The 14,394-nt window shown below is 75.1% G+C and carries 12 protein-coding genes; 8 read left to right on the top strand and 4 right to left on the bottom strand.

Going from position 1 to position 14,394, the window contains the following annotated elements:
• Positions 1-19: 19 nt before the first annotated feature.
• A complete protein-coding gene (locus tag ACF9IK_RS03615) occupies positions 20-406 on the bottom strand; it encodes a hypothetical protein (protein WP_395292785.1) in 387 nt (128 codons plus the stop codon).
• Positions 407-934: 528 nt separating this feature from the next.
• Here ACF9IK_RS03615 and ACF9IK_RS03620 point away from each other — a divergent pair.
• The 7 genes from ACF9IK_RS03620 (at position 935) to ACF9IK_RS03650 (ending at position 8,633) form a co-directional block, all read left to right on the top strand.
• Positions 935-1,666 carry a hypothetical protein gene (locus ACF9IK_RS03620; protein ID WP_395292786.1) on the top strand — a complete coding sequence of 244 codons (732 nt, stop codon included), beginning with the start codon at positions 935-937 and terminating at the stop codon, positions 1,664-1,666.
• A 209-nt stretch (positions 1,667-1,875) separates the two neighbouring features.
• Positions 1,876-3,495, top strand: coding sequence for a PQQ-binding-like beta-propeller repeat protein (locus tag ACF9IK_RS03625; protein WP_395292787.1), 1,620 nt, complete (start codon positions 1,876-1,878; stop codon positions 3,493-3,495).
• Positions 3,496-3,694: 199 nt separating this feature from the next.
• Complete coding sequence (gene pqqA / locus ACF9IK_RS03630) at positions 3,695-3,856, top strand: pyrroloquinoline quinone precursor peptide PqqA (protein WP_395292788.1); 162 nt, start codon at positions 3,695-3,697, stop codon at positions 3,854-3,856.
• Positions 3,841-4,530 (top strand): pyrroloquinoline-quinone synthase PqqC, encoded by a 690-nt coding sequence (gene pqqC, locus ACF9IK_RS03635; protein ID WP_395292789.1) that lies wholly within the window; start codon positions 3,841-3,843, stop codon positions 4,528-4,530. The genes pqqA and pqqC overlap by 16 nt, the downstream gene beginning before the upstream one ends.
• The gene (gene pqqE, locus ACF9IK_RS03640) at positions 4,527-6,014 is read left to right on the top strand and encodes a pyrroloquinoline quinone biosynthesis protein PqqE (protein WP_395292790.1); all 1,488 of its coding nucleotides are present in this window, start codon (positions 4,527-4,529) and stop codon (positions 6,012-6,014) included. The genes pqqC and pqqE overlap by 4 nt, the downstream gene beginning before the upstream one ends.
• Before the next feature lie 8 nt (positions 6,015-6,022).
• Positions 6,023-6,919 carry a pyrroloquinoline quinone biosynthesis protein PqqB gene (gene pqqB / locus ACF9IK_RS03645; RefSeq protein ID WP_395298461.1) on the top strand — a complete coding sequence of 299 codons (897 nt, stop codon included), beginning with the start codon at positions 6,023-6,025 and terminating at the stop codon, positions 6,917-6,919.
• Positions 6,920-7,208: 289 nt separating this feature from the next.
• Positions 7,209-8,633, top strand: coding sequence for a lytic transglycosylase domain-containing protein (locus tag ACF9IK_RS03650; protein ID WP_395292791.1), 1,425 nt, complete (start codon positions 7,209-7,211; stop codon positions 8,631-8,633).
• 106 nt (positions 8,634-8,739) lie between these two features.
• Here the strand turns inward: ACF9IK_RS03650 and ACF9IK_RS03655 are convergent, their stop codons facing one another.
• From ACF9IK_RS03655 to ACF9IK_RS03665, 3 genes are all read right to left on the bottom strand, one after another.
• Positions 8,740-9,828, bottom strand: coding sequence for a DUF5954 family protein (locus ACF9IK_RS03655; protein ID WP_395292792.1), 1,089 nt, complete (start codon positions 9,826-9,828; stop codon positions 8,740-8,742).
• 320 nt (positions 9,829-10,148) lie between these two features.
• A complete protein-coding gene (locus tag ACF9IK_RS03660) occupies positions 10,149-10,733 on the bottom strand; it encodes a TerD family protein (RefSeq protein ID WP_395292793.1) in 585 nt (194 codons plus the stop codon).
• Positions 10,734-11,008: 275 nt separating this feature from the next.
• Entirely contained in the window at positions 11,009-11,707 is a 699-nt protein-coding gene (locus ACF9IK_RS03665) for a class I SAM-dependent methyltransferase (protein WP_395292794.1), read from the bottom strand.
• Between the two features lie 326 nt (positions 11,708-12,033).
• Between ACF9IK_RS03665 and ACF9IK_RS03670 the strand changes: the two genes are divergently transcribed.
• On the top strand, positions 12,034-14,388 hold the full coding sequence (locus ACF9IK_RS03670) for a glycosyl hydrolase family 18 protein (RefSeq protein ID WP_395292795.1): 2,355 nt from the start codon (positions 12,034-12,036) through the stop codon (positions 14,386-14,388).
• The last annotated feature ends 6 nt before the right edge of the window (positions 14,389-14,394 follow it).

The following is a 14,394-nucleotide window of genomic DNA, read 5'->3' on the forward strand; positions in this document are numbered from 1 at the left end:
AGCCGATCCTAACCTCGGGTCAGCGCGGCGCGTGGTGGTGGGTGTCGCCGGTGTGCTCGCCGGTCTCGTGATCGGGGAAACTGACGGCCAGGGTGGCCCGGTACTCGAAGACGTCGTCGCGGTGGCCCGGCACGCGTGCCCAGGCCAGCGAGTGCACCTCCGCGTCGGGTGCCTGGCGGCACCAGGCGGCCGCCTCCTCCAGGGCACGGGCCGCCGAACGGCCGGTGCAGACGACGGCGGTGTAGGCGGCGACCGACACGTCGCCGCCACCGCAGCGGGCGCCCCGGGAGACGGCCCGGACCGCGGCCGCGGCATGGGTCAGGTCACGCGCCAGGTCGTCGACCACCCGGGGTGGCGCCGGCAGGACTTGGCCCTCCGCCACGGTCTCCGGCAGGTTCGTGCTCACTGTCAGGGCCTCCGTCCGCCTGGTCACGGGATCCGCCGGGCGCGGATCCGCCTGGTCACCGGCCCAAGAATGCCGGGCGGCCGTTCCTGGCATGGCCACTTTCGCCGGAACGTCACCCGTCCGGGGAGCCGATGGTGTAGAGCTCGACCACGGCCGGTGCTCCCTGCCAGGGCCGCCGCCCGAGCGGCCAGGTCAGCCCGGATCGCGGCGGACACCGGCCGGAGCCCACCGGGCGAATGCGAACCGCCCGCGTGCTGCCGGGTACCACCGCGCGCCGGTTCGGCCTCCGGCCGCACCCGGTTGGTGCCGCGTTCACCAGGGGGCGGACGCAGCGGATGGCGGACGCCCGGCGGGACGGGCCGGCTCGGCCCGCCCGACCGTCGTCCGCTCGCGTGTCCGTCGTCCCCGGCTGTCACGCGGCTGTACAACACCCTTTACAGGAAAGGGAGATATCGCGAGCGACCGGCCACTACGATCCTGTGGCGTCCCAGTCCGCTGCACCGGCGGGCGTCAGCGGAGGGGGTTCCCGTGCAGCTCCATGCGTCATTCCGACAGCAGCGCCGACACCTCTGGCTGCCGGCCCTGGCGCTCGCGGGCGCCGCGCTGGCCGGGTGTTCGTCCGGCAGCGGCAAGGTGGTGGCGGCCTCCCCGGCGGGCTCCGCCTCCACCGGCTCCGCCACCACCGTCCCCGGCGCCACCACCGCACCCCCCGGTTCGGCCCCGGCCGCCCCGACGGCCGCCCCGACGGCCGGCTCGACGGCGGCCCCGACCGCAGCCCCCGCGGCGTCACCCGGCTCCGACGCCACCGGCGCCGGAGCCGGTACCGGCGCCGCAGGCTCCCGCCCCGAGGACGCCTGCACCCTGCTCGTGCCGGCCCAGGTTTCGGCCGTCATCAACACGGTGGAACCGCTCAACACCACCCACCCCGACGCGGCGTCCGGCGGCAGCCCGGTCTGGGGCTGCACCTGGGGCAACCGCCAGTCCTACGCCTCCCTCCGCGAGGTCGCACCCGGCGTCCTCGCCTCCGTCAAGGCGGACCCCGCGAGGTCGGTCGCCCCGCTGCCCGGGGTCGGCACCGAGGCCGTGATCGCGACCCGCAAGGACCACACCCACCCCGTTGCCCTCTTCGTCACCGGCGGCCGCACCTACGAGGTCGAGGTGGTGAAGGACCGCGGCCCGGGCGACGCGGTCAACGCCGGGCTGGAGGCGGCGGCGGAGGGCAGCCTGGCCCTGGTGTTCGCCGAGTCGCTCGGCGGCTGACGGCCGCCCCCGACCCGGTCCGGTCCGGGGCGTCCCCCGGCCCGGACCGTTCGATGGCGGCCGGGGGCGCCGGGCGGCGCAGCCGGTTCCCTCCGGGGCGTGAACGGGACCGGGGCCGGAGCGGCGGGCGGATGCGGGCGCGGCGCGGTCGTTCACAGAATGGCCCACGGCGCCGTACCCCGTAGTCCCCCGAAGCCAAGGCGGATCGTATGAGCCGACTCCACCCACCCCCCGCCCGGGCCGTCCGGCGCAGGGCCCTCCCGTCCCGTTCCGGGACCGCCCTCCTCTCCGGACTGGTCCTGCTCGCCCCCGCGGCCGCGGCCGGGACGCTGGTCGGCGCGATACCCGCGCGGGCCGACAACCCGACCATCTCGCTCAACTCCCTGCGCACCGCGTGGGACGCGGCCGAGCCCAACCTCGGCCCGGCACAGGTCTCGGCCTCGGACTTCGGCCGCCGCTGGTCCACCGCTGTCGACGGCGCGGTGTTCGCGCAGCCGCTGGTGGCGGGTTCGACGGTGGTGGTGGCCACCGAGACCAACCACGTCTACGGTGTGAGCGCCGCCGACGGTCGGATCCTGTGGCAGCGCGCGCTCGGCACGCCCGTGCCGTCCTCGACGGCCTGCCTCTCCCCCGGTACCGGCATCACCTCGACGCCGGTGTACGACAAGGCGACCGGGACCGTCTACCTGGTGGCCAAGTCCAGCGAGAACGGCGCGCACTTCTCCGTGCACGCCCTCGACGCCGCCTCGGGCGCCGAGCGCAGCGGCTGGCCGGTCACCGTCCAGGGCGATCCGGTCAACAGCCCCGGCGTCCCGTTCAACCCGGACACCTCCGCGCAGCGGGCCGGGCTCCTGCTGCTGAACGACGCGGTGTACTTCGGCTTCGCCTCGGACTGCGGCGTCGGCACGTACGTCGGCCACGTGGCCGGCGTCAACACCTCGACGCGCAGGCTGACCCTCTGGTCCACCGAGTCCGGCTCCAAGTCGCAGAACGGCGGCGTCTGGATGAGCGGCGGCGGGCTGGTCTCGGACGGCTCCGGGCGGATCTTCATCGCGACCGGGAACGGCGCCGGCGAGGGCTCGTCCCCACCGAAGGGACCGGGCGACAAGCCGCAGGGCCACTTCGCCGACTCCGTGGTCCGGTTGGGCGTCAACGCTGACGGCAGCCTCGCGCCGAAGGACTTCTTCAGTCCGTCCAACAACCGCCAACTCGACCACGACGACCTGGATCTGGGTTCCGGCGGCCCGGCCGCGCTGCCGACCGGCTTCGGTACCTCCGCGCATCCGCACCTGCTGGTGCAGGTCGGCAAGGACGGGCGGATCTTCCTGCTGGACCGCGACAACCTGGGCGGCATGGGCCAGGGGCCGAACGGCACGGACGCGGTGGTCGGAACGACCGGCCCCTACAAGGGCGTCTGGGGCCACCCGGGCGTCTGGGGCGGTGACGGCGGCTACGTCTACACGATCGAGAACTACGGGTCGCTGCGCGCGCTCAAGTACTCGGTGAACGGCAGCGGCAACCCGCAGCTGACCAGCGCCGGGACGAGCGCCGAGGGCTTCGGCTACGCCTCCGGCTCCCCGGTGGTGACGTCCAACGGGACGACGAGCGGCTCGGCGCTGGTCTGGCTCATCTACTCCGGCACCGGGCCGGGCGGGCAGAACGGCGAACTGCGGGTCTACGACCCGGTGCCGGTCAACGGCACGCTGAAGATGCGGCGCAGCTTCCCGCTCGGCACGGTGACCAGGTTCTCCGTGCCGGCGACGGACAACGGGCGGGTGTTCGTCGGCACCAAGGACGGCCACCTCATCGCCTTCGGCCGCACCTCCTGAGCCGACGGCCCCAGGAGGACACGACCCCGCCCCGGGCCCGCGTGCCGGCCGGGGCCGGCCGCCGCCCGTCACCCGTTCGAGCGCGATTGTCCGCGGATCGCGCGGTTCGGACCGGCGGCCGGGCCCGGCGGCTCGTAGCGTCCTGACCCAGGGGGCGCACGCGCCCCCTCCCCCAGTTCCCCCGGCCCGAGGAGGACCGATGCAGCAGAACACCCAGCCCCGCCCCGCACCCGCCGCACCCCCGGCGCGCCCGGCCGACACCGCCAGACCCCGCTGGTCCGCGCCGGCGGTGGAGTGCCACCGCACCGGGGCCGAGGTCACCGCGTACGCCGGACGGGCCGCCCAGTGGCGCAACCGCTGACCCGCGAACGCTTCGCGGCCAGGCTGCACGACCTGCGCGGACGGTACTGGGACACCCACCCGTTCCACCTGCGCCTGCACTCCGGTGGCTGCACGCCACCGGAGTTGCGGCGCTGGGTCGCCAACCGCTGGTACTACCAGCTCTGCCTCACCCGCAAGAACGCCGCCATCATCGCCAACTGTCCGCTGCCGGAGGTCCGGCGGGCCTGGGTGGAACGGCTCGGCTACCAGGACGGGCCGAACGGCGACGAGGGCGGCCTGGCCGACTGGCTGGTGCTGGCCGAGGCGGTCGGCCTCGACCGCACGGAAGTGACCGACGAGCGGCACGTCGCGCGCGGGGTGCGCTTCGCCGTCGACGGCTACCTGCACTTCTGCCAGACCCGACCGTGGACCGAGGGGGTCGCGGCGGCGCTCACCGAGATGTTCTCGCCCGACCACATGGCCCGGCGGGTGACCGCGTGGCGCACCCACTACGCGTGGATCGACCCGGCCGGGTACGCCTACTTCGAGCACCGCATCCCCACCGCCCGCCGGGACAGCGCCCGCACCCTGGAGCTGGTCCTGGACCACTGCACGACGGCCGCGCAACAGCAGGCCGCAGTGGAGGCGCTGGCGTTCAAGTGCGAGGTGCTGCGCGCCATGCTGGACGCCGTCGACTACGGGCCCGACCGGTGACCCCCGCCGTCCCCTCGACGCCGGCCGACCGCGCCGCCGGCACCCCGGCGGCACCGGTCACCCCTCCTGCACCGACCGGCCGCACGGCCCCGACCGCCGACCCGCCGTCCGTGCTGCGGCCGGGGCTGCGGCCCGGCGTGCGGCTGGTGCACGACCCGGTCCGCGACCGGGCCGTGCTGCTCCACCCCGAGGGCGTCCTGCTGCTCAACGACAGCGCCGCCGCCGTCCTGCGGCACTGCGACGGCCGGCGCGACGCCGATCGGATCACCACCGACCTCACCGCCGAGTACGACGGGGTGGACGGCGGCCACGTGCGCGATCTGCTGACCGACCTCGCCGGACGGCGGCTGCTCGCCCTCGACGGCACCGGCGCGCCGACGAGGCCGCAGCCGGCCGCCGGACTGCCCGGCGCCGCCGGCCGCGGGCCCGCGCCGCTCGGCCTGGTCGCCGAACTCACCTACCGTTGCCCGCTGCAGTGCACCTACTGCGCCAACCCGGTCGAGCTCGCCCGCTACCGGGACGAGTTGACGACCGAGCAGTGGCTGCGCATCCTCGACCAGGCCCGCGGGCTGGGTGTGCTGCAGGTCCACCTCACCGGCGGCGAGCCGCTGCTCCGCCGCGACCTGGCCCGGCTCGTGGCCCACGCCCACGGCCTCGGCCTCTACACCAACCTGGTCACCAGCGGCCTGCCGCTGGACGGCGCCCGCGCCGCCGAACTGGCCGGGGCGGGTCTGGACCACGTCCAGCTCTCCGTCCAGGACGCCGACCTGCGCCGGGCCGACGCCGTCGCCGGGCTCGCCGCGCACGAGCGCAAGCTCGCCGCGGCGGCGCTGCTGACCGGCGCGGGCCTGCCGCTGACCGTCAACGCGGTGCTGCACCGCGGCAACCTGCCGCGCCTCGGGGCGCTGGTCGAGTTGGCCGTGGCGCTCGGCGCCGACCGGGTCGAGCTGGCGCACACCCAGTTCTACGGCTGGGCCTGGCGCAACCGGGCCCACCTCGCCCCCGACGAGGCCCAGGTCCGGCAGGCCGAGCGGGACGTCGCCGCCGCCCGCGAGCGCCACGGCGAGCGGATCGAGATCGTGCACGTCGCCGCCGACCACCACGGCGGCACCGTCAAGCCGTGCATGGACGGCTGGGGCATCCGCCAGCTGGTCGTGGCGCCCACCGGCGACGTGCTGCCCTGCCTGGCCGCCGCCCAGCTGCCCGGACTGCCGGTGCCGAGCGCCGTCACCACCGGGCTCGCCGCGATCTGGCACGACTCCCCGGCGTTCAACCGCTACCGGGGCACCGACTGGATGCCCGAGCCGTGCCGCAGCTGCGCGCTGCGCGAGGTCGACCACGGCGGCTGCCGCTGCCAGGCCTTCCAGTTCACCGGCGACGCCGGCGCCACCGACCCGGCCTGCCGGCTCTCCCCGGACCACCACCTGGTGACCGGACCCGCCCCCGCCGACACCCCGGCACCCGTCCCACGGAGGCTGCGCTGAAGATCCGGATCCTCGGCACCGCCGCCGGCGGCGGGCTGCCCCAGTGGAACTGCGGCTGCGCGGGCTGCGCCGTCGCCCGCCGCACCGGCGCCGCCCGCACGCAGGACTGCCTGGCCGTCAGCGCCGACGGCGCCGCCTGGTACCTGGTCAACGCCTCCCCCGACCTGCGCGGCCAGCTCCTGGCCGCCCCCGAGCTCGCCCCCGAGCCCGGCAGCCGCGAGACCCCGCTACGCGGCGCGCTGCTCACCAGCGCCGAACTGGACCACACCCTGGGCCTGCTGACCCTGCGGGAGGCCGCCGCCCTCACCGTCCACGCCGCCCTACCCGTGCGCTACGCCCTGCACTCGGGCTTCCCGGTCGGCCCGCTGCTCGCGCCGTACACCAAGGCCCGCTGGCACACCCTCGTCCCCGGCCAGGCCGTCGAGCTGGACGGCGGGCTGCGCGCGGAGCCGCTGGCGCTCGGCGGCAAGCGTCCCCGGTACGCGGCCGACCTGCCCGGCGAGGGCTGGGAGGGCCGGTCGGACTGGGTGGTCGGCTACCGCTTCACCGCCGCCGGCAGCCGTTCCTGCGCCGTGTACGCACCCGGGCTGGCCGGCTGGACCCCGGCGGTCGACGCGGCGGTGGCCGGTGCGGACGTGGTGATCCTGGACGGTACCTTCAGCACCGACGACGAACTGGCCGGGCGCACCGGCGGCGCACGCACCTCCCACGGCATGGGCCACCTGGCGGTCCGGGACTCACTGCCCCATCTCGCCCGCCTCCCCGGGCCCCGCTACCTCTACACCCATCTCAACAACACCAACCCGCTGGCCCACCCGGGAGCCCCCGGCACCGAGGCGCTGGCCCGGGACCTCGCCGCGGCCGGCGCCGCCGTCGCCGAGGACGGGATGCTGATCGAGGTCTGATCCCGGCCCGGCGGCGGGGGTCCGGGGAGGCGGGCCCGGCCGGTCGAGGCCACGGCGCATCGCGGCCCCGGGGGGGGTGCGTCACGGTCGGCCCTCGCCGGTCGGACCCGCCGCCACCTGCACGTTCGTCGGACGGTGACGCCGTGCGCAACCTTTCGCCGTCCGCACCGCGTCAGATCGTCGTGATACTAATCAGCCCGGGGACGCGAGCTGTCATGCACCGTCAGGCACCATGCCTGCGGACGGTCCGTTCCGCGGCAGTCCGAACGGTCACGGGGAGGGGCACGGCATGAGCGCAGGACAGGGCGGCGATCGTCCGACGGAGCGCCGGCTGCGGCTGGGCAAACGGATGGCGGGGACGGCGGCGGTGTTCACCGCACTGGCGGCGCTGACGGGCTCCCAGGCGACCGGCCTCGGCCTGGCCCCGGTCGCCGCGGCAGACGCGTCGCAGCCCACCGGCGCCGCCACGGCCACCCAAGCCGTCGCCACCGGCGTGCCCGGTGCCGCTCGCCCGACGCTCCCGAACGCGCCCGGCGGGCCAGGCACACCCGTCGACGGCGGCGGTCCCGTCCCGCTGCCGCAACCGCCCACCGCGCTGCCCGGCGACCCGTCGGCCGGCCCGTTCCGCACCGGTCCCGCACTGCCGGAGACCGTCTTCGCCGCCTACCGGCAGGCCGAGACCGCCCTGGCGCAGCGCTCGCCCGGCTGCCACCTGCCCTGGCAGCTGCTGGCCGCGATCGGCGAGGTCGAGTCCGGGCAGGCCGGCCGCGGTGCCGTGGACGCCGGAGGAACGACGTACCGGCCCATCCTCGGGCCGGTCCTCGACGGCAGGGGCTTCGCCGCGATCCCGGACACCGACGGCGGCCGCCACGACGGCGACCGGGTCTGGGACCGGGCCGTCGGTCCGATGCAGTTCATCCCCTCCACCTGGGCCCACTGGGGGGTGGACGCCAACGGCGACGGCACGGCCGACCCCAACAACATCTTCGACGCCGCGCAGGCCGCCGGCCGCTACCTGTGCGCGGGCGGGCGCGACCTCGCCGACCCGGCGCAGCTCGACCGGGCGATCCTCGGCTACAACCACTCCGACGAGTACCTGCGGACCGTCAAGAACTGGATGGCCCACTTCGGCACCGGGACGGCGACCACCGTCCCGAACCGTCCGGCCCCGGCCGCCACCATCGCGCCCACCACACCCGCCGCGCCGGTCTCGCCCACCGCGCCCGTTCCCTCGGCGCCGGCTCCGTCGACCACCTCCTCGCCGTCGACCGCGCCGGCCACGGCGTCCCCCTCGGCCACGCCGGGTTCGAGCACCAGCCCGAGCCCGACCACCTCGCCCAGCCCGACCACCTCGCCGAGCGGTCGGCCGAGCGCGAGCACCTCGCCCAGCGCGACCCCGACCGGAACTCCGACCGGCACCCCGACCACGACGCCCAGCGGTACGCCGACGGCCACGCCCACCGCCTGCCCGGTGCCCACCCCGTCGGCCACCGGTACCCCGGGCCCGACGGCCTCCCCGTCGGCCACCGCCACCACGGCGGGCGCCACGCCCACGGCCACCCCGTCGGTGACCGCCACGGCGTCGCCCACCACCCCCGGCTGCCCGAGCCCGTCCCCGACGCCCACCGCGTCCGCCTCCGCCACCACACCCTCCACGGCCGCCCCGTCCACGAACGCCTCCCCCTCGGCCGCGCCCTCGCCGTCGGCCCACTGACACCGCGCAGAACGGGGGGACCGGGCCCACCCGGATCCCCCCGCTTCCGCGTGCCTGCCGTCTGACGGGTCGCGAGGAGGCGGCCACCCGGCACGCCGGCGGGCGGTCAGTTCCCGCCGAACCCGCCGTCGCTGTCGCCTTCGCCGTCGTTCTCGTGATCGTCGTTCTCGTCGTCGTAGCGGATGCCGGCTTCGCGGTCGCGCTGCTCCTGAAGCCTGACCGGGAGGTCCGGGTCCCAGTCGGAGGTGCGGGGCAGCTCGGGCCCGTCCGGGCCGAGGCGGACCACGGGTTCGACCCGGACCAGGCGGAACCGGCGCTCGCCGGCGGACAGTTCGTGGCCGCGGTCGGCGTCGAGGCGGTCGGCGGCGGCCGCGTACCGGGCACGCTCCTCAGCGGTCAGCCGGGGCAGCATCCGCGGGGCGAAGTCGCGCAGGTAGGCGGCCAGGCTGTCACGGGCGGCCTGGGGGGATTCGCAGGCCGCGGTCATCGGCACCCAACGGCCCTTCGCGTGTTCGGCGACGGCGCAGTGCACCGGCAGGACGAGGACGTTCGGGTACAGGTGAGAGGCGAGCCGGGCATCGGCCCGGACGTCCTCGGGGATGCCGTGGCCGGCCGGGACCAGCGCCGACATGTCCAGCCGGAGGATGCCGTCGACCGGCAGGACGGCGGCGGCCGGGTCGATGACGAACCCGCGCACCCGGGACGGCGCGCGGTGGCCCTTGCCGACGTCGGCCGCGTCGGGGTCGGTGGGGCGCGGCGGTTCGATGCCCTCGGGCCCGGAGCGCAGTACCTGCTCGGCCCGGAAGATGCGGTACTCCCGGCCCGCGACGGCGATCTCGTCCAGCGCCTCCCAGTCCATCCGCCGGTACGCGGCGGTGTACGCGGCGCGCTCCTCCGCGGTGATGTCCCAGGAGGCGGCGAACGGTTGGCCGGGCTCGGTCCGTGCCCAGCAACGGAACCGGTGGCCGAGGTCGTCCCGGGCCATCTGCGGGGTGGTGGAGTGGAAGTCCAGGATCCGCCAGGCACCCGGACCGACCCGCTCCACGCTGCCGAAGACGGGCGGCATCATCATCAGCCGGGGGTACTTCTCCCGGGACTCCCAGGCCTCCAGGCCGACCACGGCGGCCACCGGGTCGTCGGTGGCGCCGACCCGGATGGTGAGGTGCGCGGGCAACTGCACGGCGTCGTCGTCCATGCGGCCAGTGTTAGCGGACCGGTCGAGCGCGTCGCAGCGATATCGCGGAAGTCCACCCGCCCGAGCACCATCGGTGGCACGCTCCCCGCGGGGCGGCCCGCCGGTGTCCGGAGGCGACCGCTGCACGACCGCCCCGGGTCCGCGACCCACCGCGGTGCGGGCGCCCGGTTCGCGGCCCGGACCGCAGCGGACGCGGGGCCCGTCCGGGGGGAGATCGGACGGGTCCCGCGCCGCCGTTCGGGGGTTGACGGCGCGGAGCGGCGGCCGGCGGCCGTCCGGTCGGAACCGCCGGCCTCCCGGCAGTGCCCTGCCGGCGCTCGTCAGAGGTGCTTGACCAGCTCCGGCATCAGGTCCTGGAAGGTCCGGCCGCTCGCCGGCTGGCCGATCGCGGCCATCTGCCAGCCGTTCCCGACGCGCTGCACCTTCGCCATGATCTGCGCGGTGTACGGGCCGCCGCCGGTGAGCGTGTACCGGGCGAGCTCCGCACCGGTGTGTTCGTCGACCAGCCGGCAGAAGGCGTTCTCGACCTCCTGGAAGGTCTGCCCGGTGAAGGAGTTGACGGTGAAGACGATCTGGTCGACCGCAGCCGGCACCCGGTCGAGGTCCACCGTGATGGACTCGTCGTCGGTGGCGTCGCCCGCACCACCGGTCAGGTTGTCGCCGCTGTGGCGGACCGAGCCGTCGTTGCTCTGGAGGTGCTGGAAGAACACCACGTCCACCGGCTTGCTCCCGGCGAAGAGCACCGCCGACGCGTCCAGGTCGATCTCCTGGGAGGCCAGCAGCTTGGCGAAGAAGCCCTTCTTCTGCGCGGCGCGCCAGCCGAGCCCCATCCGGATCACGCCCAGCCGGCCACCGCCCGCCTTCTCCAGGCTCAGTTTCTGCCCCTTGGCCAGCGAAACGCTCATCGCGCCCTCCTCATTCCTCCGCCTGCCGGCTTGAATCTACAGCACTGTAGAGACCGGCCGCGTCCGGGGCTCCTCGCGCGGTCCGCCTCCCCTTGGATCACGTACCCCGCTCCGACGATCCACACCACATGGTTCGACCACGCCGCTCGGAAGACAGGATCATCCGAGCACACCGAGGCGGCGGGCGGCGACCGACACACCGCAGCGCAGCGGGGCCGGCCCACCGTTCACCGAACCCGACGGGCCCGGCCCCGACCCGGCCCGCCCGCTCGGCGTCAGGCGGTGCGCTCCAGCCGTACCAGGACGTCGATCGCCTCCGTCCGCTGCGGCGCGCCGGCGCCACCCCCGGTGGCCCCGGCGACCCCGGCGACCCCGGCGACCCCGGTGACGGCGGCCGACCGGTGGCCGCCCTCGACGTCCACCAGCCGCCGGACGCGCTCGGCCCGGACCGTGTGCAGCCCGGCACCGTCGAGGTCGGCGAGCACGTCGTCCGGGGTGTAGAGGACGCTCGGGTCCTGCGGACCGCCGACGCCCGAGGTGAGGTTGGTGCTGTCGTGGGCGATCACCAGCAGGGTGCCGCCGGGGGCGAGCGCGGCGGCGGCCCGCACGAGGGCGGCCCGGCGGTCCTCGGCGGGGAGCTGCAGGTAGGCGACCAGCACCAAGTCGTAACCCTCCGACGAGGCTTCGAGCTCGCGGGCATCGCCGTGCCGCCAGGTCAGCCGGTCCGCGACCTCGTCGGGCAGGTCCGCGGTGAGCCGCTCGGCCCGCTCCAGCACCACCGGGGAGAAGTCCAGGCCGGTCACGTGCCAGCCCCGGCGAGCCAGCCAGATGCTGTTCCGGCCCTCCCCGGCGGCGACGTCCAACGCCCGGCCCGGGGCCAGGTCGGTCAGCTCGCGAACCACCCAGCGATTGGGCTCGGCGCCCCAGACCAACTCGCTCGCGGCGTAGCGCTCGTCCCAGTCCCGGCTGTCCATGGCTCTCCTCCACTCGAAGGGGCTGCTCCCGTACGACACCGTACCGGCGGGGCCGTCCCGGAGCGCCCTGCGGCGGCCGGACAGTAACCGGGCCCGTGGCTGCGGCGTGGAACCGTCCACCGGCCGGACACCCTTGACGGCGAATATTGGTCCAGTCCAATCTGTGGTGTCGTGGCGCGGCCGGACGACGGCCCGGTCCGCGCCGGTTCGCCGTACGCAAGCACGCGCAACCCGCCCGGTCGCCCCCACAGCGACCGGTTCGGCTCCCCCCGGCCCGCCCCGGGCCATCGCACCGCCGGAAACCCCACTCATCCGGAGGACACCGCATGCACGACCGCGCCATGCCCGCGCGCCCCGCCGCCGCAGCACGCCACCGGGCCACCGCTCCACGCCACCGGGCCACCGCCCTGGCCCTGGCCGCCACCCTCACCACCGGCAGCGCGGCCCTCGCGCTCACGCTCGACACCGCCTCGGCCGCGCCGGTCGACCTGCTGGCCAACGCCGGCTTCGAGACCGGCACCCTGACCGGCTGGACCTGCACCAACGGATCCGTCGTCACCGCACCCGTGCACAGCGGCGGTTACGCGCTCAACGGAGCCGCCTCGACCACCGACACCGCCCAGTGCCAGCAGACCGTCACCGTCCAGCCGAACACCCGGTACACCCTCTCGGGCTGGGTGCAGGGCAGCTACGTCTACCTCGGGGCCACCGGGGCGAGCGTCAACTCCCAGACCTGGACTCCCGACGCGACCGGGTGGACGCAGCTGAGCACCACCTTCACGACCGGGGCCGCCACCACCTCGGTGACCGTCTTCACCCACGGCTGGTACGGCACCGGCGCATACCGCGCGGACGACCTCGCCCTGACCGGTCCGGGCGGGTCGACCAGCAGCACCAGCCCGACGGCCTCGGGGAGCCCCACCGCGTCCGGCAGTCCGACCGCCTCCAACAGCCCCACCGCATCGAACAGCCCCACCGCATCGGGCAGTCCGACGGCCTCCGGGAGCCCGACCTCCTCCAGCAGCCCGACGGCGACTGCCACCGCCACGTCCACCGCGACCGGCCCCGCCGGCGACGGCAAGGTCACCACTCCCACCGGCGTCACCGTCACCAAGGTCACCCACAACGCGGTGGTACTCAGCTGGAAGCCGTCCACGCCGACCGGCGGCGACGGCCCGGTCGCCTACCGGGTCTACTCGGGCGACCGGCTGGTGGCGACCTCGATGGGCACCTCGGTGGCCGTCAGCTCGCTGTTGCCCGCCACCTCCTACGGCTTCACCGTGCAGGCGTACTCGGGCAGCCACGGCTCCGCCCAGTCGGCCCGGGTGGGCACCACCACCTCGACCGCTCCGGCCGCCACACCGTTCCGCTCGGCCTACTTCGACCAGTGGGGCGTCTACGAGAACGCGTACCACGCCAAGAACGTCGACACCAGCGGCGCCGCGGGCAAGCTGGACGTCATCACCTACGCGTTCGCCAACATCCACCCGACCACGCACACCTGCTTCCAGGCGGTGAAGGCCTCCGACTCGGCCAACGAGTCCAACCCCAACGCCGGCGACGGCGCGGGCGACGCGTACGCCGACTACCAGGCCGACTACAACGGCGCCGCCAGCGTGGACGGCACGGCCGACACCTGGGAGCAGCCGCTCAAGGGCAACTTCAACCAGCTGCGCCAGCTGAAGGCCAAGTACCCGAGCCTTCGGCTCACCATCTCGATCGGCGGGTGGACCTACTCCAAGTACTTCTCGGACGCGGCCGCCACCGACGCCTCCCGCAAGGCCTTCGTCTCCTCCTGCCTGGACATGTTCCTCAAGGGGAACCTGCCGACCGGCGTCGCCGGTGACGCCTCCGGCGGTCCGGCCTCGGCGGCCGGGCTCTTCGACGGCGTGGACCTCGACTGGGAGTACCCGGGTTCGGCCGGCGGCCACACCGGCAACCACTACTCCCCCGCCGACAAGCAGAACTTCACCCTGCTGCTGAAGGAGTTCCGCACCCAGCTGGACGCCCTCGGCAACGCCCAGGGCAAGCGGTTCCTGCTGACGGCGGCGCTGCCGAGCGGCCAGGACAAGATCGCCCTGTTGGAGACCGACAGGATCGGCGCCTACCTCGACTACGCCGACGTCATGACCTACGACATGCACGGCGCCTGGGACGCCAAGGGCCCGACCAACCACCAGGACCCGCTGCACGACAGCCCGAACGACCCGACCACGCCGATCACTCCGGGCACCCGCAGGTACAACGTGGACACCACGCTCGCCGCGTACACCACCGGCCTGCCGGAGTACGGCATCCCCGGCGGGTTCCCGACCGGCAAGCTGGTGCTGGGCATCCCCTTCTACTGGCGCGGCTGGACGGGCGTCCCGGCCGGCTCCGCCTTCGGCCTGTACCAGAGCGCGACCGGTCCGACCCCGGCCAAGCCGCTCAGCGCGGAGGCCGGCCTGGCCGCCTGGAAGGAGCTCAACGCCACTGCCGCCACCACACACTGGGATCCGGTGACCGAGAGCTCGTGGGTCCACGACGGCACCAACTTCTGGACGGGTGACACCCCCCAGGCGATCCGGGCACGCGGCGCGTACGCCAGGAGCAAGGGGCTGGCCGGGATGTTCGCCTTCTCCCTGGAGAACGACGACGCCTCCGGCACCCTGCTCGACGCGATGGACAGCAGCCTGCACTGAGGCCCC

This window comes from Kitasatospora hibisci, assembly GCF_043950205.1.
GTDB classification, from domain to species: domain Bacteria; phylum Actinomycetota; class Actinomycetes; order Streptomycetales; family Streptomycetaceae; genus Kitasatospora; species Kitasatospora hibisci.

Excerpts from the sequence above, each read along its gene's own strand:
- ACF9IK_RS03660 (WP_395292793.1), bottom strand. The coding sequence starts at position 10,733 with ATGAGCGTTTCGCTGGCCAAGGGGCAGAAACTGAGCCTGGAGAAGGCG.
- pqqA (WP_395292788.1), top strand. The coding sequence starts at position 3,695 with ATGCAGCAGAACACCCAGCCCCGCCCCGCACCCGCCGCACCCCCGGCG.
- ACF9IK_RS03655 (WP_395292792.1), bottom strand. The coding sequence starts at position 9,828 with ATGGACGACGACGCCGTGCAGTTGCCCGCGCACCTCACCATCCGGGTC.
- ACF9IK_RS03625 (WP_395292787.1), top strand. The coding sequence starts at position 1,876 with ATGAGCCGACTCCACCCACCCCCCGCCCGGGCCGTCCGGCGCAGGGCC.
- ACF9IK_RS03665 (WP_395292794.1), bottom strand. The coding sequence starts at position 11,707 with ATGGACAGCCGGGACTGGGACGAGCGCTACGCCGCGAGCGAGTTGGTC.
- ACF9IK_RS03650 (WP_395292791.1), top strand. The coding sequence starts at position 7,209 with ATGAGCGCAGGACAGGGCGGCGATCGTCCGACGGAGCGCCGGCTGCGG.
- ACF9IK_RS03670 (WP_395292795.1), top strand. The coding sequence starts at position 12,034 with ATGCACGACCGCGCCATGCCCGCGCGCCCCGCCGCCGCAGCACGCCAC.